The 19,911-nt window shown below is 63.3% G+C and carries 17 protein-coding genes and 2 pseudogenes; 8 read left to right on the top strand and 11 right to left on the bottom strand.

Annotated elements, in window-relative coordinates:
* Nucleotides 1–6 precede the first annotated feature (6 nt).
* From AB8A27_RS03760 to AB8A27_RS03730, 7 genes are all read left to right on the top strand, one after another.
* Nucleotides 7–918 carry an allantoinase PuuE gene (locus AB8A27_RS03760; protein ID WP_441240740.1) on the top strand — a complete coding sequence of 304 codons (912 nt, stop codon included), beginning with the start codon at nt 7–9 and terminating at the stop codon, nt 916–918.
* A gap of 34 nt (nt 919–952) precedes the next feature.
* Complete coding sequence (locus tag AB8A27_RS03755; RefSeq protein ID WP_441240739.1) at nt 953–1,816, top strand: substrate-binding periplasmic protein; 864 nt, start codon at nt 953–955, stop codon at nt 1,814–1,816.
* Between the two features lie 75 nt (nt 1,817–1,891).
* Nucleotides 1,892–2,563 (top strand): amino acid ABC transporter permease, encoded by a 672-nt coding sequence (locus AB8A27_RS03750; protein WP_441240738.1) that lies wholly within the window; start codon nt 1,892–1,894, stop codon nt 2,561–2,563.
* A 9-nt stretch (nt 2,564–2,572) separates the two neighbouring features.
* Nucleotides 2,573–3,244, top strand: coding sequence for an amino acid ABC transporter permease (locus tag AB8A27_RS03745; protein ID WP_441240737.1), 672 nt, complete (start codon nt 2,573–2,575; stop codon nt 3,242–3,244).
* 1 nt (nt 3,245) lies between these two features.
* Nucleotides 3,246–4,229: an NAD-dependent epimerase/dehydratase family protein gene (locus tag AB8A27_RS03740; RefSeq protein WP_441240736.1), complete on the top strand. Its 984-nt coding sequence runs from the start codon at nt 3,246–3,248 to the stop codon at nt 4,227–4,229.
* Nucleotides 4,226–5,002, top strand: coding sequence for an SDR family NAD(P)-dependent oxidoreductase (locus AB8A27_RS03735; protein ID WP_441240735.1), 777 nt, complete (start codon nt 4,226–4,228; stop codon nt 5,000–5,002). Before AB8A27_RS03740 ends, AB8A27_RS03735 begins: the two co-directional genes overlap by 4 nt.
* Entirely contained in the window at nt 4,999–5,784 is a 786-nt protein-coding gene (locus tag AB8A27_RS03730) for an amino acid ABC transporter ATP-binding protein (protein WP_441240734.1), read from the top strand. Before AB8A27_RS03735 ends, AB8A27_RS03730 begins: the two co-directional genes overlap by 4 nt.
* 89 nt (nt 5,785–5,873) lie before the next feature.
* Here the strand turns inward: AB8A27_RS03730 and AB8A27_RS03725 are convergent.
* Nucleotides 5,874–6,050, bottom strand: a pseudogene (locus AB8A27_RS03725) (ABC transporter ATP-binding protein); the annotation flags it as partial.
* Here AB8A27_RS03725 and AB8A27_RS03720 point away from each other — a divergent pair.
* Nucleotides 6,051–6,188 (top strand): annotated as a pseudogene (locus AB8A27_RS03720) (MarR family winged helix-turn-helix transcriptional regulator); the annotation flags it as partial.
* 25 nt (nt 6,189–6,213) lie between these two features.
* Here AB8A27_RS03720 and AB8A27_RS03715 read toward each other — a convergent pair.
* The 10 genes from AB8A27_RS03715 to AB8A27_RS03670 form a co-directional block, all read right to left on the bottom strand.
* Nucleotides 6,214–6,600 carry a RidA family protein gene (locus AB8A27_RS03715; RefSeq protein ID WP_441240733.1) on the bottom strand — a complete coding sequence of 129 codons (387 nt, stop codon included), beginning with the start codon at nt 6,598–6,600 and terminating at the stop codon, nt 6,214–6,216.
* Between the two features lie 18 nt (nt 6,601–6,618).
* Nucleotides 6,619–8,979, bottom strand: coding sequence for an acetamidase/formamidase family protein (locus tag AB8A27_RS03710; RefSeq protein ID WP_441240732.1), 2,361 nt, complete (start codon nt 8,977–8,979; stop codon nt 6,619–6,621).
* 128 nt (nt 8,980–9,107) lie between these two features.
* Nucleotides 9,108–10,349, bottom strand: a complete 1,242-nt coding sequence (locus AB8A27_RS03705; RefSeq protein ID WP_441240731.1) for an acetamidase/formamidase family protein — start codon at nt 10,347–10,349, stop codon at nt 9,108–9,110.
* 45 nt (nt 10,350–10,394) lie between these two features.
* Nucleotides 10,395–12,005, bottom strand: coding sequence for an amino acid ABC transporter permease/ATP-binding protein (locus tag AB8A27_RS03700; protein ID WP_441240730.1), 1,611 nt, complete (start codon nt 12,003–12,005; stop codon nt 10,395–10,397).
* Nucleotides 12,006–12,038: 33 nt separating this feature from the next.
* Nucleotides 12,039–12,959: an ABC transporter substrate-binding protein gene (locus AB8A27_RS03695; RefSeq protein WP_441240729.1), complete on the bottom strand. Its 921-nt coding sequence runs from the start codon at nt 12,957–12,959 to the stop codon at nt 12,039–12,041.
* A 290-nt stretch (nt 12,960–13,249) separates the two neighbouring features.
* A complete protein-coding gene (locus tag AB8A27_RS03690) occupies nt 13,250–14,149 on the bottom strand; it encodes an alpha/beta hydrolase (RefSeq protein ID WP_441244819.1) in 900 nt (299 codons plus the stop codon).
* A 249-nt stretch (nt 14,150–14,398) separates the two neighbouring features.
* Complete coding sequence (locus AB8A27_RS03685) at nt 14,399–15,385, bottom strand: Bug family tripartite tricarboxylate transporter substrate binding protein (protein ID WP_441240728.1); 987 nt, start codon at nt 15,383–15,385, stop codon at nt 14,399–14,401.
* A gap of 30 nt (nt 15,386–15,415) precedes the next feature.
* Entirely contained in the window at nt 15,416–17,014 is a 1,599-nt protein-coding gene (locus AB8A27_RS03680) for a hydantoinase B/oxoprolinase family protein (RefSeq protein WP_441240727.1), read from the bottom strand.
* On the bottom strand, nt 17,014–18,642 hold the full coding sequence (locus AB8A27_RS03675; protein WP_441240726.1) for a hydantoinase/oxoprolinase family protein: 1,629 nt from the start codon (nt 18,640–18,642) through the stop codon (nt 17,014–17,016). Before AB8A27_RS03675 ends, AB8A27_RS03680 begins: the two co-directional genes overlap by 1 nt.
* Nucleotides 18,639–19,877 (bottom strand): NAD(P)/FAD-dependent oxidoreductase, encoded by a 1,239-nt coding sequence (locus tag AB8A27_RS03670; RefSeq protein ID WP_441240725.1) that lies wholly within the window; start codon nt 19,875–19,877, stop codon nt 18,639–18,641. The genes AB8A27_RS03675 and AB8A27_RS03670 overlap by 4 nt, the downstream gene beginning before the upstream one ends.
* Between the last annotated feature and the right edge of the window lie 34 nt (nt 19,878–19,911).

The raw sequence follows: 19,911 nt of genomic DNA, 5'->3' as shown, positions 1-19,911 counted from the left end.
ACAACGATGCCGCATGATGATCACCTCACCCGCGACTTCGTCGGCTACGGCCGCACCCCGCCGCATCCGCAGTGGCCGGGCGCAGCAAGAATCGCACTCAACTTCTGCATCAACTACGAAGAAGGCTCCGAGCCGTCGTTCGCCGATGGCGACGGCGTCACCGAAACGGCCCTGACCGAAGGTGGCGGCGGCGGCGTCGAGGGCCGCGACCTCGCTGCCGAGTCGATGTTCGAATATGGCAGCCGCATAGGCTTCTGGCGCGTACTGCGCCTTCTGTCCGAGCGCGGCATGACCGCCACCGTTATGGGCTGCGCGCTGGCGCTGGAACGCAACGACGAGGCCTGCGCTGCCATTCGCGAATATGGCTATGACGTCTGCGCCCATGGCTGGCGCTGGGAGCGACATCCGTTGCTGTCCGAGGCCGACGAACGCGAGCGCATTCGCAAGACCGTCGAGAGCCTCACGCGCACCACCGGCGAGCGTCCGCTTGGCTGGTATTGCCGCTATGGGCCGAGCGTGAACACGCGGCGCCTCGTGGTCGAGGAAGGCGGTTTCCTCTACGACTCCGACGCCTATAACGACGAATTGCCGTACTGGACACGCGTGCTCGGCAAGCCGCATCTCGTGGTGCCTTACGGTCTTGCCAACAACGACGCAAAGTTCAGCCGCGGCGCGATGGCAACGGCGGATGATTTCTTCGTCTATCTGCGCGACGCCTTCGACATGCTCTATGCGGAAGGCGCCACCGCGCCGAAGATGATGTCAGTCGGACTGCACACCCGCCTGATCGGCCATCCCGGCCGGGCCGCTGGCCTGCAGCGCTTCCTCGATCACGTCGCCAAGCATGACAACACCTGGGTCTGCCGGCGCGGCGACATCGCCCGTCACTGGCAGGCCACTCATCCCCCCACGCCCTGAGCCCCACCACATCCGCACCCGAAAGGACATCCCCATGAGACTGAAACCAACGCATTGGCTGTTCACGTTAATGCTGTCGGCTGCGACATTCGCCGGCGGCGCCAGCGCGCAGGAAGCCGATCATCCGTCCGACAAGCCGATGGTGGTCGCGTCCGACTTCGGCGTCGCGCCGTGGATGGTGCGCGGCCCCAACGGCCCCGAGGGTTTCGGTGCAGATTTGATCAACGAGATCGGTAAAGATCTCGGCCGCCCGAAGGTCGAGATCGTCGACATCAATTTCTCCGGCCTGTTCGCGGCGCTGTTCGCCAAGCGCGCCGAATTCCTGGTCAACCCGCTGAACCTCACCGCCGAGCGTTCCGAGCGCATGCTCTATACCGAACCGCTGTTCTCCACCGGCAACGGCTTCATCGTCCGCGCTGCGGATGAGATGAAAGGCTTCGAGGATCTCAAGGGCAAGGCCGTCGCCGTCAACCGCGGCACCATCTCGGATACCTGGGCCACCGCCAATGCCGAGAAATACGGCTTCGAAGTGCAGCGCTACGATGTATTCCCCGACACGGTGCAGGCCGTGCTGACGCGCCGCGCCTTCACAGCGCTAAATGAGATCCCGACGACCGTCTATGCTGCCAGCCAGAACAAGGCGATCAAGGTCGGCTTCAAGGATTTCAACGGCCGCAACTTCGCTTATGCATTCCGCCTGGAAGATACTGAGTATCGCAACAAGGTCGAGGCGGTCATCGAATGCATGAAGTTGGACGGCCGCCTGCGCAAGCTGCACGAGAAATGGTATGGCGCAGCGCCCGATGCCGGCTCGGCCATCGACACTGTGTATTTCGGCTATGGCCCTCCCGGCTTCAAGGGTTTCGAGCCCACTTCGCACGTTCCGGCGTGCAAGTAGTACGCTGGTTCTGACAAGATAGCTGTGAACACCGGACCGGCCCGAGCCGGTCCGACTGCGGTTGGCGGACACCCGATGGACCGGATCGTCGAATACTACTTCAATGCAGAAGTCATCGCGGGCGCCTTCCCTCAGGTGCTCGCGGGCTTTCGCACGACGGTCATCGTATCGCTTTTGATTATTGTCTGCGGCACGCTGTTCGGCCTGTCGCTGGCGCTGCTACGCTGCGCCAACCTGCGCCCGATCAATTTCATCATCACCGCCTATGTCGACGTGCTGCGCACGCTGCCGCAGCTCGTCGTGATCGTCTTCATCTATTTCGGCCTGCCTTATATGGGCCCGGCGCTGTCCCCCTTCGCGACCACCGTGCTGGCGCTCGGCATGGTGTTGTCGGCCTTTTCCACCGAGATATTCTGGTCCGCAATCATGGCGCTGCCGCGGGGACAATGGGACGCCGCAAGCGCACTCGGTTTCAGCCGGCTGCGGACACTGATCACCATCATCCTGCCGCAGGCCATTCGCCTCGCGATCCCGCTTCTGACCAACCGCGCCATCTCCATCAGCAAGGGCACCGCGCTCGGCACCGCCGTATCGCTCCCGGAAACGCTTGGACAGGCGCAGAGCGTGATGGCGCTGGTCGCCAATCCCTCGCCGCTGACGCTGGCCGCAGCGTTCTACCTCACCTTCTTCCTGCCGCTGGTGATCGCCAGCCGGTGGATCGAATATCGCTACAGCACGGGGCGTTGAGCGGATCGCATGCAGGATTTCCTGGACAATTTCGCCAACTGGGAGTCGCTGTTGCGGGTCTATCCGCTGCTGCTGCAGGGACTGATCTATACGGTCTGGCTCGCGGTGGTGGCGCTGCCGCTCGGCATTCTCGCCGGCCTCGCCATCGGCGTGTTGTACAGCTTCAAGAACCGCTGGGTGAATATCGCGCTGCTGATCTATATTGACCTGTTCAGGTCGTTTCCCGTGGTGGTGCTGCTGATCCTGATCTTCTACGGCATGCCGTTTCTCGGCCTGACGCTCGGCAGCTTCACCGCGGCGGTGCTGGCCATCGTGCTCAACAATTCCGGCTATTATGGCGAGATCTTCCGCGCCGGCATCCTGTCCGTGCCCCATGGCCAGACCGAGGCTGCGCGCGCGCTCGGTTTCAAGCCGCTGCATGTGGTGTTCTCCATCGTGCTGCCGCAGGCGATCCGCAACGTGCTGGCGCCGCTCGCCAGCAATTCGCTGGAACTCGTCAAGGCGACACCAATTGCCGCCCTGGTCGCGCTGCCTGAACTGCTGCGCTCAGCTCGCGTCGCCCAGGAGCAGACCTACAATCCGACACCGTTGATGGCCGCCGCCGTCATCTTCTTCGTCATCCTGTATCCGTTCGCGCGCTGGGTGGCGCGGCTGGAACGGCAAGCACTGAAAGCCCGCTGACATGGCCACACTGATCACCGGCGGCAGCGGTTTCATCGGGCTCGCGCTCGCCGAACGCCTGATCGCCGAGGGCGAGACCGCTATCCTGTTCGACCTCTCAGCTCCCGGCCACGACATGCTGGCGCGTCCCGAGCTCGCCGGCGCTACGCTGGTCACCGGCGATGTCACAAGCGCCGACGACGTCGACCGCGCGTTGAACACGGCCGGCGTCGACCGCGTGATCCACACCGCCGCGATGACGCCGAATGCGCAGCGCGAGCATGACGCTGCGCGCCAGATCGTCGACGTCAATATCGGCGGCACCGTCAATCTGCTCGAACGCGTCACATTGCGGCCCGCCATCAAGCGCGTCACCGTGCTCAGTTCAGTCGCAGTGTACGGCTTCTCGCAACCGGCCGCGTCGGGCCTGTTCGAGGAGGATTTGTCGCCGCCGGCGCCAGCCGCGCTCTATGGCATCACAAAGCTTGCATCGGAACAGGCGGCGCTGCGGATCGCCGACCTTCACAAGCTCGACGTGCGCGTGGTCCGGCTCGGGCCGGTCTTTGGCCCATGGGAATTGCAGACCGGTGTCCGCGACGCGCTCAGCCCGCATTATCAGGTGCTTCGCATGGCCCTCGACGGCCGTGAAGCGATTCTCCCGCGCAGCATGACCGGCGATTGGATCTATTCCCGCGACGCTGCCCTCGGCATCGCGAATGTGAGCGCCTCCGACGCGCTGAAGCACCGCACCTATCACGTCAGCGGCGGTGTGTTGTCCGATCTGCCACGATGGTGCGAGATCATCGCGACGCACATGCCCGGTTTCCGCTGGCGGATGGCGGAGATCGAGGCAGAGGGCAACGTGATCTATGGCCTGCCGAAGGACCGCGCGCCGCTGAACATTGCGCGACTCGCCGCGGATGCCGGCTTCAAGCCTCAATTTCATCTGGAAGATGCGGCGCGCGACTATCTCGGCTGGTTGCCGCAGGCAGGAGAACCCGCATGAGCAAGCGTCTGGCTGGAAAATCCGTTCTGATCACCGGCGCTTCCTCAGGCATCGGCCGCGCCATCGCCCGCCGGTTTGCTGCCGAGGGTGCGAGACTCATGCTCGCGGATCTCACCATGGACGTACGCGAGGGCGGCACTCCGACATTGGAGCTGCTGCGTGCAGACGGTTATGAGGTCGATTTCATCCAGATCGACGTCGTCTCGGAGAACGACACCATCCGCGCCGTCCAACAGACCGTTGCGCGCTACGGCCGCCTCGACGTGCTCGTCAACGACGCCGCCATCGGCACCGGCAAGCGTCTGACCGACACCAGCCTCGCCGAATGGGACAGGACGCTGGCGGTCAATCTTACCGGCGTATTTCTCATGTCGCGCGCCGCCGTCAACCAGATGCTGACCCAGGATATCCGCAACGAGGCCCGCGGCCGCCTCGTCAACATCTCCTCGCAACATGGCATGATCGCCTGCCCGGAAGACATCGCCTATGGCACCTCCAAATCCGGCGTCGTCTACATGACGCGGCAGATCGCGGCGGACTACGCGAAGGATCACATCATCTGCAACGCAGTCGCTCCCGGCAAGATTGTCACTGGCAAGCCGGGCCGCGCTGCGGAGCCGCGCTGGATGGACTACTCCACCAGCCGCACGCCGATGCCGCGGCTGGGCCGTCCCGACGACGTCGCCAATGCAGCGCTGTTTCTCGCCTCCGACGAGGCAACTTTCATGACGGGCGAAAACATCCTCGTCGATGGCGGCTGGATGGCATCATGAGCAACGTTTCGGAGAACACCATGGTGCAAGCGCCTGCAGAGATGTCCGCGCCGATCATTCAGATGTCCGGTGTCACCAAATGGTATGGCGACGTCCAAGTGCTCAAGGGCATCGACTTCACGGTGGCGCGCGGCGAGCGCGTCGTGGTCTGCGGGCCTTCGGGGTCCGGCAAATCGACCATGATCCGTTGCATTAACCGGCTGGAAGAACATCGCGACGGCCGCATCATGGTGAATGGCGTCGAGTTGGATCACTCGACGCGCAATGTCGACGTGGTTCGCCGCGATGTCGGCATGGTATTCCAACAGTTCAACCTGTTTCCGCATCTGACCGTGCTGCAGAACCTCACCATCGCGCCACGCAAGATCCGCGGTGCAACGAAGCAGGAAGCCGACGAGGTCGCGCGCTATTTTCTTGAGCGCGTACGGATCTCAGAACAGGCCGATAAGTATCCGAGCCAGCTTTCCGGCGGCCAGCAGCAGCGCGTCGCCATCGCGCGTGCGCTGTGCATGAAGCCGCAGATCATGCTATTCGACGAGCCTACCTCGGCGCTTGATCCGGAAATGATCCAGGAGGTGCTCGACGTCATGGTCGGCCTAGCCCGCGAAGGGATGACCATGGTCTGCGTCACCCACGAGATGGGCTTCGCGCGCACGGTCGCCGACCGCGTGGTGTTCATGGACGCAGGCCGGATCATCGAAGAAGGCGCGCCGGCCAGCTTTTTTTCGGATCCGAAACAGGATCGAACCCGTGCATTCCTCAAGCAAATTATGCATCGATGACCGAAGCGTCCGCTTAACGCCAGAAGTGGCTGTTGTTCACCTTGAAGCGACGGCTGCAAGGAGGTACGTGCCAACGATTTCTCTTGGTTCTAAGGCGCCAGATACTGCAACAATCTCGGATCGTCGCGAATCTCACCGGCCGAACCTGTCAGCGCAACCCGGCCGCGGTCCAGAACATAGGCCCGGCTGGCGACATGCAGCGCCAGATCGAGATGCTGCTCAACGATGACCACGGCGATCTCCTTGGCCAGCACGATCAGGCGCTCGACCGGGGCAAGACGCTGACCCAGCGGCTGAACTCGCTGGCGCTGAGCCAGGAAGCGCACATCGCGGAGAACTACGGCAACAAGGCAACTGCCGACCTGAAGCGCCTGCTGGAAAGCCTGATCGAAAAGGCGAACTAGGTTTTCCATCTCTTCGCACCGACCATTATGTGGGCCGTCGACAAACCAAGTCGATTTCGATCAAGGCATCATAGGCTAGCCCAGTGACGCCAACACAGGTCCGCGCCGGTAGCCGATCCGGCGGAAAGTAGCTGCGATAGGTCTCGTTCATCGCGGCATAGTCCCGCTTGAACTCGGTCAGGTAGATTCGCGTCATGGTAATATGCTCTAAGCCGAGATCGAGCCCCTTGAGCACGACGCGCAGATTCTCCATCACCGCTTTGGTCTGAGCCACGATACCATCGGGCAGCACGCCTGGCATTGCCGGTGTATCCGGCATCTGCCCGGTGACGAACACGAAGCCGTCGGTCTCCACAGCATGGCTGAACGGCGCGACCGGCTTCGGGCCGCCGGAGATCATGTGAAATTGCAACAGCGCGTCTCCTGGATCTTATGATTTTGACGTGTGGTCGAACACACGCTTGCTCAAAATGGCATGGACGCCCCAATTGCCATCGACCACCTGCGTCACGCCAAAGTCGACCGCGACCGACATCAGCGCGATCGCTTCGTCCTCGGTGAGACCTTTGATGTTCATCAGGAAGCGCCGCATCTTGCGAAAGGCGTCCTTCATCGCGAGATCGAGCGACGAGGTCGCATAGACTTCGCTCTGCCCCTTGGCGCCGAATTCAGCGAGATAGTTGGGATGGCTGAAGCCCATCAGCACCCAGTCGGTCTCGGTCTCGATCAGCGGATAAGTGAGATCGGCGAATGCCTGGCCGGCGAGATTGCCCTTCTTGTGCAAGACCACCTGGAACGTTCCAGTCATCGAACATTCGATCGCTGTGCCGCCCAATTCGCCGTCGCCCTGCGCAGCATGGGGATCGCCGACCGACAGCAATGCGCCGGGCACCGAGACCGGTAGATAGACCGTCGATCCCTTGCCGAGCCGCCAATTGTCGAGATTACCGCCAAAATAGGCTGGCGGCACTGAATCGACGAGATCGGCTTCGCGCGGCGCCACGGCAATGACACCAAAATGCGGGCGCAGCGGAATGCGAATGCCGTCGAGCACATCATGCCGACGCCGCACGGAGGCCGGCGTGATCGGAATGCCAGGATAGTCGTAGGTGTTGTGCACGGTGCCGAACGGATCGGTCTGCGGCTCCCAACGATATGAATAGAGCGCACGCGCATATGGCTCGTCGTCGTGATCGAGAATTTCGTAGATCGTCACCGCCTCGCGCGCATTCTGCTCGGCAAGAAACTCCTTGTAATGATAGCCCCACCACGCCGCGACGCTGCTGCCGAAAATCTGACCTTCGAAATCCGGATTGCGACTGGCGCGCGGCACGATGTCGAGAATGCGGATTTCCAGTACGTCGCCGGGCTGCGCGTCCCTGATCGCCACCGGCCCGGTGCAGATGTGGACGCCAAACCCCTCGCCGGCACCGCGGCCATAGACCGAGGCGTCCATCGGTCCGGCGCCGCGGCGGTCCACCTTCTTCTGATCGCGCGTCCAGTGGAACACGCTCTCAGCGCCGCTATCGCCCTTGATCATCCGCTCGGGATCGTCGGACGCATGCTGCGTCAGTGTTTCGATGGTGATCGTTTCGCCGGAATTGATCTCGATCTGTGGCGGCAACGAGCGGCTGAAATAGCCCCAGTGCACGCGGGACGCATCGGCCACGAGATGATGATGCTGCTGGTTCTTCGACGCATCCGCGATGTCGTGTGTGATCGTCGCGGCCGGCTCCGGCTGTGCAATCTTCCCCGCGGTCGACGGCGCGTGCTGACCGCGCAACTGCGCCAGCGCTTCCTGCGGCCAGCCGCGTTGTCCCGCTGCCGTCGCAGACGCTGTCAGGCGCTCGGCCTCGTTCTGGCGAAACTCGCGCGGCGACAGGCCGAAACGGTGACGGAACGTGCGACTGAAATGCGCGGAGTCGTTGAAGCCGGCGCGGAATGCGATTTCGGAAATTGAATGATGCGCCTCGGACGGATTCGACAGATCGGCCCAGGTGCGCTGCAGCCGGCGTTCGCGCAGATAGTGCGTAAAGCTGCTGCCGGTGCCTTCGAACAGTTTCTGCAGATAACGTTCGGAAATGCCTTCGGCCTGCGCCACCTTGGCCGGCGTCAGATCCGCATCGTCCAGCCGGCGTTCGATGGTCTGGCAGAGCCGATGCAGGATCGCCGCCTTGGTGGCCGTACCGCTACTCAGGTCCCCGGTCGGTTCGCCCGATTGGCGCGTAAAAGTCGGGAGCAGGTCTGCAAGGCTTTGCGCGACCGCGGTCCATTCGATATCGGACAATGCCTCGATATTCCGCGCTGTCAGTTCGATCATGTGCGCGAACACACCGCCGAAGCCACCGGGCGCCACGACCCGAACATCGGCGATAGCCCATGCGCCGGCGCGCCGGCCATGCAGCGGATCGGAGATCACCGACAGCACCACCGCGCGCATGTCGCGCTGGAACGACACGCTCCAACCGCCCTTGCGTGGCAACAGCAGCAGATGTCCGGCGGCGACAATCTGATGTCCCGCTGCGGTCTTCAGTGCAACGCCGTCCTCGAGCGGCAGCAATACGAGGGGATGATCGCTGGCCAGATCTGACAATGGCGAGATCGCCTGTGCGCCGGCAGACAATTTGGCCAGCGCAATGCCTTCGAAGGTCCGACGAACTGCAGTCGCATGGCCATGATGCGTGGTTGTCGCAGCCGTCGGCTGCAGGCCAATCGAAGTCAGGACGTCGCGCCATGCTTCGGGGCGGTCGTCTTCGGAGTAGGATTCACTGGTGAACGGACGGAGGCTCATGCATCGACCTTCATAGCCAAAGCGAAGCAACCTCCGTGCCATCCCGAAGGACACAGCGCCCTGCCCCGCAACTTCTCCGGTCACCGCGCCATCCTCCTCACAACCGAATTCAGTGCGATTTCATCCGCTTAGTCGCAGCGGAAGACGTTCTTGCGGATCGTGCCATGGACGCCCCAATTGGCATCGACCACCTGCGTCACCCCGAAATCCGCACCGACCGACATCAGCGAGATCGCCTCGTCTTCGCTCATCTTGTGCACCGTCATCAGGAAACGCCTGAGCTTGCGGAATGCATCGCGCATGGCCCGATCGAGGCTGGAATAGTTGGCGACGTCGAGCTGGGCATTGGCGCCGAGTTCGGCGAGATAGTTCGGAAAGGTAAAGCCATAGACCGACCAGGCGTCGGGTGTTTCCAGCATCGGATGCGTCAGGCCTTCGAGCGGCGTGCCGCCGAGGTCGCGATGCTTGTGCAGGATGAACTCGAAATCGCCGGTCAGCGAAGTCTCGATCGCGGTACCGCCAAGCTCGCTGTCGCCCTGCGCGGCATGGGGATCGCCCACCGAGAAGAACGCGCCGGGCACCGCGACGGGATAGAACATCTTGGCGCCCTTGCCGACGCGCCAGTCGTCGATATTGCCGCCAGTGTAGCTCGGCGGAATCGACGACACGAAGTCCTCCTCGGATGGCGCGAGGCCCATAGTGCCGAAATGCAATCGGGCCGGAACCCTGACATTGGGCAGGATGTTATCGCGCTTCTTGATCGTCGCGTGATCGACGCGGACGCCGGGATAATCGATGGTTGAATGCAGGATGCCATCGGGATCGGTCTGCGGCGTCCAGACATAATTATAAACTGCCTTGGCAAACGGCTCGCCCGACGTATCCAGCTCGAAGATCGTCACGACCTCGCGCGGCTTCGGTTCCTCGATCAGGTCGTGATAGTGGAAGCCCCAATTGGCCGCGACGTTGGAACCGAAGCACTTGCCAGCATAACAGGCCTTGCAGGCCGGCCGCGGGCGCACGTCGAGAATACGCACTTCCAGCACATCGCCCGGCTCGGCGCCTTCGATCGCCACCGGCCCGGTGAGCAGATGCACGCCGACGCCTTCGCCGGAGCCGCGGATGAACGGACCTTCGGTCGGGCCCGAGCCGCGCCGCACCACCGCCTTGTGCTCGCGGCTCCATTTGAACACGCTTTCAGCGCCGGGATCGCCTTCGATCATGCGCTCGTAATCATCATTGGCGTGATGCGTCAGCGTCTCGATGGTGGCGCGGTCGCCTGATTTCAGTGTCAGTGCGGGCGCCACGACCTTGCTGAAATAGCCCCAGTGAACGGTCTTCGGCGACACCGGAAGAAGATGATGCTTCATACTGAGGCCCTCATAGAAACTGAACGAACTTGCGACGCGTAACGATCACGAGACTTCCGCCTCCATCGCATTGAGGAAACGCTGAGCGACGGGATTGCGCGGATTGGTCAGGACTTCGCTGGCCGGCCCCTCCTCGATGATCGCGCCACCGGCGAGCAGCACCACACGGTCTGCGACCTCGCTCGCGAAGCGCAACTGATGCGTGGAAATGATCATGGTGAGGCCGTCCTCGACCGCGAGACGGCGGATCACTTCGAGCACTTCATTGACCAGTTCGGGATCGAGTGCCGATGTCGGCTCGTCCAGAAGCAGCACGCTCGGATTGGGCGCGATCGCGCGAGCGATGGCGACGCGCTGTTGCTGGCCACCGGACAGATGCCTGGGCAGCGCATCGGCGCGATGGCTGAGACCGACGCGCGCCAGGAGTTCATCGGCACGGCGCTCGGCATCGGCGCGCGCGACGCCGTGCACCCAGCGCAGCGGACCAGCGATGTTTTCCCTGGCCGTGAGGTGGCCGAACAGGTTGAACTGCTGGAACACCATGCCGACGCCAACCTCGGCGCGGGCATTAGCGAGCAAACGCGGCGACAGCGGCCTGCCATGCGCGTTGAAGCCAAGCTGGCGGCCGGCGACCTTGATGGCGCCGTCGTCCCACAGTTCGAGATTGTTGATGCAGCGGAGCAGCGTGCTCTTGCCGGAGCCGCTTGGTCCGAGCAGCGCGATCACTTCACCGATCCTGACCGTGATGTCGACGCCGTCGAGCACCACGTTCCTGTCGTAGCTCTTGCGGAGATCCGAGACCTCGACGGCGATATTATTGCGCGCCAGGATCTCCGCGCGCTTGGCGCGGTCGGCGCGTTCCGGCCGCAGCCGCGGCGGAGGCAGTTCGGCAACGCCACCATCGGACAAAATCTCCGGCAGCGCGGCAGCCTGCGGCGCCAGCGCATCGTCGATACCAGGCGCGCGATACCACGGCAGGAGACGCATGAGTTCGGTCCGCTTCGACGTGCGATCGAGGTCGAACCGCCATTCCAGAAGCAGCTGGATGCCCGCAATTGCCGCGGTCAGCAGCAGATAGATCAAGCCCGATGCGAAGAAGATCGAGAAGAAGTCGAAGGTCGAGGATGCCAGTTGCGTCGAACGCAGCGTCAGTTCCTGCACCGCAATGACGGAGGCCAGCGATGAGTTCTTCAGCGCGCTGACGGCCTCGTTGCCGAAAGCGGGGATCATGGACCGGATCGCCTGCGGCGCGATAATCCGGCGCATCAGGACACCCGGCGTCATGCCGAGCGCCTGGCCGGCCACCACCTGGCCGCGGTCGACTCCGAGCACGCCGGAGCGCAGCATTTCGGCAATGAATGGCGCCTCGTTACAAGCCAGCGCCAGACCGGCAGCGAGAATGGCGGGAAGCTTGATGCCAATCTGCGGCAGGGCGTTATAGGCAAACACCATCTGCAGGATCAGCGGCGTGCCGCGAAAGATCACGGCATAGACCCGGGCGAAGGACGCCAGCGGCTTGAATCTGCTGAGCTGCATCCATGCCAGGATCAGGCCGAGGATCAGCCCGCCACCAAGACCGAGGGCGGTGACCTGCAAGGTCGCCTGGATGCCCTCGATCATATACGGCATGCTGAGATAGTGGAGGAACAGCTCCATTGAGCAGATCGTCCCTTACGTAAGAAGTGGCATTTACTTGACTGTCAGCAGGCCGGGCTCCATCAGGTTTTCCGGATCGAGCTTCCACTTCTTCAGCAACGCGAGCTGATCACCGGACTTGTAGATTTCGGTGAGTGCGGCCTTCACAGCATCCCGGAACTTGGGCTTGTCCTTCGGCACGGCAATGCCGACCTGATAGGGGATCGTCACCGCGATCGCCTTCTCGAGCTTGTCGGGATAGGCCTTCACCGCGTTATCGACGGTGTTGACGTCGTTGATATAGGTGTCAGCGCGACCGGCAAGAATCGCCTGGATGCAGTTGGCATTGTTGTCATAGAGCTGGATGGTCGGCTCCGCCTTGCCTTCCTTCTTGCACTCCGGCCCCAGCGCCTGGATCAGCGGCACTTCCACATAGCCAGTGTTTTCCGCCGCAGCCGTGCCACACAGCGAGGTGTTGATGCCGGTAATCTTCTTTGGGTTGCCCTTTGCGACCAGCACGCCGTCGAACACCTTGGAATAGGTGATGAAGTCGGCGGCCTTGGCGCGCTCCTCAGTGGCATAGATATCGGAGATCACGATATCCGCCTGGCCCGATGCCAGCGTGGTCAGCAAGGCGGCGAAGGTCACAGCCTTGTAGGTTAGCTTGAAGCCAAGGCATTCCCCGATCTGCTCACCGAGATCGATATCGAAGCCGATATATTTGCTGGGATCCTTGGGATCGATCGACTCATAGCCGGGCGTATGCGGGTTGATCGCATTGACGAGTGTCTTGCCTTTCCAGTCCGGATATTTCGCCTGCAACTCGGCGCAAGCCGCCGGCACGGCCGCCTGTGCCGACATCGGAACAAAGGTGCCGACCGCCAATAGCGCGCCCACTGCCGCCGCGCGCCATCCACTCATCGCGCCGGGTTCAGGCCAAGGCCTACGGATGCCGGCAAAATGCAACTTGACCATTCGATCGCTCCTTCGACGTTGTCATGGCTCCGGCCATGTTCCAAACCTCAAAAGAGCCTACGGGCGTGCCTCCGTGGAAAGCTTGTCCCTGAGCGCACAATAATTTGGATCGTCCGCTCCCACGATTTAGGCAGAGCTGCCAAATTAATGGGCGACGGCGGGGCTCCTACCAGACAGATCGTACTTACTGAATGTCGACTTCGCGCCAGAAGCGGGCGACTTTGTGCGGTCGTTATCGCACCCCGATATTCACGAGCGCAGACGACTGGCTCGCAATCCTCTCGCAGCCCCTACGGAACTAGATCTGACAATCGATGCTTGATGAATTGTCCAGCTGACCTGAGCGCCAATCTTGCGTCTGTAAGACCAGCATTCCAAAGAGGCCATGCATGGATCATGTCGGGCCACACCTCCAACGTCGTCGCGACGTCGGCTATCGCGGCAGCCTCCGCGAAACGCGTCGAGTCTGCGAGCAAAGTTTCGGCAGACCCGACCTGAATGAGTGTTGGTGGAAATCCTCTGAGGTTCGAGAACAGCGGAGACAGAAACGGGCTCCTGCGGTCGAGCGATGCTGGAGCATAAGCGTCAGCTAATTCCTCGAGGTAGCCACGGTGGATGATCGGATCGATCTGGTCCTTGCTCTGTAGAGTCGTCCCAGACATTGAAAGATCGGTCCAGGGCGAAATCAGCCAAGCACATGCCGGCGGCTCCTCATTGGCGCTGCGCAAGGCATTGATCAGCGTAATTGTGAGATTGCCGCCAGCGCTGTCACCGCCAACTACGATATTGCTTGGATCTATGCCCTGCTGGCGTAGATATCGCCAAGCACTCATCGCGTCATCGTGGGCGGCGGGAAACGGGTTTTCCGGCGCTAGCCGATAGTCAATCGCAAGGGTGCTTACGCCAGCAGCCCGCCCCGCCTCTGTCACAAGGCGTCGATGGCTGGTGATTGATCCCGAACAAAAACCGCCGCCATGAAAATACAGAAGTACGCGCGTCTTATCTGCCCCCGGCGAGAACGACCATTCCCCCGCGACATTCCCGCAATCGACAGTCCGCAACTCCACATCGTCGGCCACGGGCCAGATCGACCCGACTTCATCAAGTCGCTGCCGGCGCTGCTCCCACCCGACCGGGCGGGGCTTTGAGAGCAGTACTCCGCGAATACTCGCAATCTCACTTTCGGCCAAAGGTGAGCCCCCCAAAAATTGGTGAAAATTGAGCGGCAACGTCAAAACTCGCAAAAGCAAGTCTAGAAGCAACGCGGATATTGCGCCATTAGGGGGCAGTAATAAAGTTTTCCGGCGCGATGCCTAAAAACGAAAGTTATCGATTGCGTATTGTCCTGCTCACCGTAATAACCGCAAACGCCCTTTCAACTCTGACACGCTTCGAGGTCGTTCGGGTGCAACTGCGCTACAGAGTTGGGACGTGCCAGCTCAATTGGCCTGCACGCCGGAATTCTTCACGATCGGCGTCCACTTTTGCACCTCGCTTGCGACAAAGGCCTTGAATGCCGCTGGCGTCGATCCCTGAACGACGAACCCCTGCGACGCGAAGAAATCCTTGATGTCGGGAGACTGCATGTACTTGATCACCGCCGCGCCCAGCTTCTCGACGATGTCGGGCGGCGTGCCGGCCGGAGCGAACAGGCCCTGCCATGATGACGCCTCGAAACCCGGAAGCCCCGCTTCATCCAGGGTCGGCACATCCGGCAGCATGGGATGCCGCGTCTTCGAAGTGACGGCGAGTGGACGTACCGTTCCGGCCTGGATCTGCGGCATCAGCACCAGGACGTCACCAAATGACGACTGGATCTGACCGCTCATCAGGTCGGTGAGCATGGCCGCGCTGCCGCGATAGGGAACGTGCACCATCGAGACGCCGGCAACCTGCTTGTACATTTCGCCGGTGAGATGCATCGAAGTGCCGTTGCCGGGCGAGCCGAACGTCAGCGCATCCGGTTTCGACCTGGCCAGAGCGAGAAACTCGGCCGCCGTCTTCGCCTTGACGTCGGGGTTGACGGCAAGCACGAGCGGCGCGCTCACCATGACCGACAATGGCGCGAAATCCTTGATCACGTCGTAGGACAGTTTGGGGTACAGCGCCTGCGCGATGGCGTTGCTGCCGGTCACACCCGCCAGCAAAGTATAGCCGTCAGGTGCAGACTTGGCCACGAAGTCGGCCCCGAGGGTGCCGCCGGCACCGGGACGATTGTCGACTACGACGGGCTGGCCCCAGTCGGCGGCGAGTTTATCTGCGAGACGCCGCGCAAGCACGTCGGTGCTGCCGCCGGGCGCGAAGGGCACAACGATGCGGATCGGCTTGTTCGGATAGGTTGCTTGCGCATGACCCGACGCGGGCATGAACATCGCGAGACTAGCCAGCGCCAGCATCGTGCGGCGTGACATCGGGAAGCGGATCATGGGCAACTCCTTGCGAGTAGATCGTCGGCGTCAGTTGAAGCGAGAGCCCCAGCCACCACCACCAGCGGTTTCGATGATCAGCACATCGCCTGCGGACCACGCGATGCGGGCGCGTGCAGGCAAGAACTCGATCGCTCCGCCCACACGCAAAACCCGGGCCACCGAATTTGCGCCGGCGTCGCCGCCTTGCGCACCGCGGGCGCGGCCGACATGACGCTCGCCGCGATAGGCGATCCAGCCTTCACCTTCGAGCAGGCGATAGGCGCGTCTGACGCCGTCACCGCCGCGTTGCATGCCGTCGCCCCCGCTACCGCGGCGGATCTCGTAGCAGTCCACGCGCAGCGGCGCTTCGGTCTCGATGACCTCCAGCGGCGTATTCCGGGCGTTGCCGACGTCGGTGGAAACGCCGGCGCGGCCAGACGCGTTGACGCTGGCGCCGGCGCCGCTCGCGATGATCTCGGTGAACATCCAGCGTTGCCCGTCCATCCGCGTGCCGCTGAGCGCGAGGACAGTGGCCACACCGGCGTGTGGCGCCACGCCCGTCCCGCTTGCCGACTGCGACCAGGCACCGAGGATCGCGTTGCAGGCCAGCTTTACGGTTGCCGTGCGCGCATTGACTGCCGCCGGCAACATCGGATTGACCAGGCTTCCGGGCGGGAGCTTCAGCGTCAGCGGCGCCAGGCAGCCCGCATTGTTGGGAGCATCAGGTGCCAGCGTGCGCATGAAGAACAAGGCTGCAGACAGCATGGCCGCCGGCGACGCGTTCAGCGGTCCACGGACCTGCGGCGCACTTCCTTCGAAGTCGATAACCAGCGCATCGTCCTGTTTGCGCAACGTCACGGCAATCGTCACCGGTGCGGTGTCGATGTCGCTGCCGTCGAGCTGGTCGCGCCAGCTCCACGCGCCATCGGGCGCTGCTGCGAGAGCTGCACGGGTCATGCGTTCGGTCTGCACGAGCAAGGCATCGCAGACCTCCATGAAACGAGGTCCGGTGTGTCGCACGATCTGCCGCAGTTCACGCGCGCCCTGTGTCAGCGCAATCCATTGCGCCTCGAGGTCACCGCGCAAATTATCCGGCATGCGCGAATTGGCCACCAGGATGGCGTCAATGTCGGGCTGCACACCATCGACGCTGCGCCAGCGCACCGGAGGAATGCGCAAGCCTTCCTGGTACACCTCGGTGGCGTCAGGCGGGATGGAGCCAGCGGCCATGCCGCCCACATCCTGATGGTGCAAATTGGCTGCAGCCAGGGCAATCACCTCGCCATCGAGGAAGATCGGGTGCACCAGCGCGAGATCGGGCAAATGCGTGCCGCCGGACCAGGGATCATTGAGCAGATAGGCGTCTCCCTCGGACATCGCTGCCAGCGGGAAGCGCGCGAGCACACCGGCCACGGCCGGAATCAAAGACCCCAGCAACAGCGGTAGCGAGCGGGCCTGTGCCAACAGACGTCCGTCCGGCAGGAATAGCGCTGCGGCGCAGTCGCCGCCCTCGCGAGCGATGGACGATACGGCAGCGCGCATCATGCCGGCCTGCATGCGATCGGCCGTGCCTTGCAGCGCCAGTCGCAGCGGCTCCATGCGCAGGGCGATCTCTGGATCGGGTGCGTGCTGGTGCGCGGGCGGCATCAGGCCTTCGCCTCCAGCGCCAGTGTTTGGTCCGGCATGAGCCACCAAGACCAGCCTGCGGGCACCCATACGGTGGTCATCGACGCGAACAGGGCATGCGGCCCTTCGCCTTGCGGCGGCAGCGAATCCCAGAGGTGATCGCTCGCCGCCAAATGGACTGGACCCTCGTCCGGATCGGACAGCATGCCCAGCGCCGCGATCACGCTGGCGTGCGGCATCACCAGCACACGGCGGATGCCGGCTATTTCGGCCACTTCGGCCGCGTGTTGTGCGCCGCCGCCGCCGATGGCGACGAACACCGCGTTGGCAGGATCGAGGTTGCGCTGGAAGGCGTGGGTCTTGAGCGCTTCTGCCATTTCCGCAGCGGCCGCGCTCACGATGGCCTCGGCTGTTCGACGTACCGACAGACCGAGCGCACCGGCGACATCGCCGAGCGCGGTCTCGGCCGCCGCACGGTCAAGCACGATCCCGCCTGCCAATCGCGGCGGCAGACGATCCAGCACGCATAATGCATCGCTTAGTGTCGGCAAATCACCACCCAGACCGAAGGCGGCTGGCCCTGGCCAGGCGCCTTGCGAGCGCGGCCCCAAGCGCAGTGCGCCGCCCGGCAGCACCGACACTACGCTGCCGCCGCCGATGCCGATGGAGGTGATGTCCACGCAACGCTGGCGGATCGGCAAGCCACCACATTCCAGCGCATCGGTGAATGTCGGCCTGCCCTCCAGGAGCAGACTGATGTCGGCGCTGGTGCCTCCGACATCCATGACGATCGCGGGACCGGACGCGCATGTGCTGATGCTGGCGGCCACGCCTTGCAGCGCCGCGCAGGGACCGGACATCGCGAGCCCGATCGGTTGTTCCGCGAGGTCGCGCCAGGGCGCGGTGCCGCCGGACGATCGCATCACGCGCGGTGCCGGCAGGCCGCGCGCCGTCAACGCGTCGGCCAATGCATGCAGGTAATCTCCCGCCAGCGGCTTGGCATAGGCATCCAGCGCGGTCGTCAGCCATCGCTCGAACTCCCGCGGTTGCGGATCGACCTCGCTCGACAGTGAGACATACAGGCTCGGAAGACGCGCATGCAGCGCAGCGCGCACGGCACGCTCGTGGTTCGGATTGAGGTGCGAGAACAACAGGCCGACAGCCACGGCGCGCACACCGGCTGCGCTCACCGCATCCGCGATCGCGTCCAGCGCCGACAAGTCAAGCGGTTCGACCTCGCGCCCGGCGGCATCGATCCGTCCGCCAATTTCGAAACGCAGCGCCCCCGGAAATAGTTTTGCGTCGGGCAAGGCTGGCGCGATGACGGGTTCGTAGAGCTCCTTGCGGTCCTGCCGCGCCAGTACGGGCACGTCGCGCATGCCACGCGTGAGCACAAGGGCTACCGGCGGCTCGTTCAACTCCAGCAACAGGTTGGTGATGACGGTCGAGCCGTGCACGACCCGTCCGACATCGCCTGCCGCGATGCCCGCCTGCGCGCGCAATAGATCGAGCGCCTCGACGACCGTCTCCGCGAGCGGGCCTCCGGCGCGCGGATGTTTGAGTGAGGTGATCTGTCCGTCGCTTCGCAAGGCCACTGCATCGATGAACGTGCCGCCCATGTCCGCCGCAAGCGACCAGGACGGGCTCAACGGAATCGCTCCGGCGAAAACGGCGTGAGATCCACCTGCGTCGGACGTCCCGCCACCAGATGCGCAATCTCGCGGCCGGTTGCCGCGCCCATGCACATGCCCATATGGCCGTGGCCGAAGGCGAGCCAGGCGTTATCGACCGCGCGGACCGGACCAACCACGGGCAGACTATCGGGATGACAGGGACGATGACCCATCCAGCGCGTGTAGGACGACGTGTCGAGGTGCGGGAACAGCTGCTGCCCCTGACGCAAAAGCGCATCGGCGCGCGCCATATTGGGCGCAGCTTTCAGGCCGGCGAATTCCACCGTGCCGGCCAGCCGAAGGCCCATGGCCATCGGGTTGACCATCAGATTGTGCTCCACCGCCATCACGGTGTGGCGCAAAGTCAGGTTCGAGCTCTGCACGGTGACGTGGTAACCGCGCTGGGTCTCCAGCATCACCGGGCTGTCGAGCGATGCGGCCAACGCGCCCGACCATGCACCGGCCGCCACCACCACGCCATCCGCCGCCAGCGGCTCGCCGCGCTCGAGCAGCACAGCCGTGACGCGCTTGCCCTGACGCTCGAAGCCGCGGACGCGGTCGCGGACGTGGCGCGCGCCGTCGGTGATGCAGCGATTGTAAAGTACCTTGACGAGGGCAGACGGATCGGACGTGGAGCCGTTCTCGGGCGCCAGGATACCGAAGCGGAAACGTCCCTTGAGGTCTGGCTCAAGAGCTTCAAGCTCATCCTGACCGACGTCCTGCATCTTCACGCCCAGCGATCGCCGCAGGTTCATGCCCCATGACCACTGCGTTGCGGTCTCCCGCGACGAAAAGACGTAGAGGCAACCGCTGCGCCGCACGAGCTCCTGCGCGTCGGCATGGGCGAGTAGCGGATCGTAGCAATCGAAGATCGGCTCCAGCAGTGTACGCAGCGCGGTGGCGATACGCGTCACCTCTTCGCGCGACGAATGATGCAGCAGGCGCAGGAGCCACGGTGCCACCTGCGGCGCATAGGCCCAGCGCACCGTCAGCGGCCCCAATGGATCCAGCAGCCAGCGCGGGACCTTCTTCCACATCCCCGGCATCCCCACCGGCAAGCAAGCGCTGGGCGATAGCGAGCCCGCATTGCCGAACGAGCAGGCTTCGCCTGCCTCCAGTGGATCGACGAAGGTCACCGTGTGTCCGTCGCGCTGCAGCCATGCGGCCGTGCAGGCGCCAACGATTCCAGTCCCTATGACGACAATGTGCATGGGACGAATTCTGGAAAATAATTCCCCCATCACA

The organism is Tardiphaga sp. 768_D3_N2_1 (genome assembly GCF_052076105.1).
Taxonomy (GTDB): domain Bacteria; phylum Pseudomonadota; class Alphaproteobacteria; order Rhizobiales; family Xanthobacteraceae; genus Tardiphaga.
Note: the sequence above shows the minus strand (reverse complement) of the source record. Positions and strands in the feature narration are given on the sequence as shown.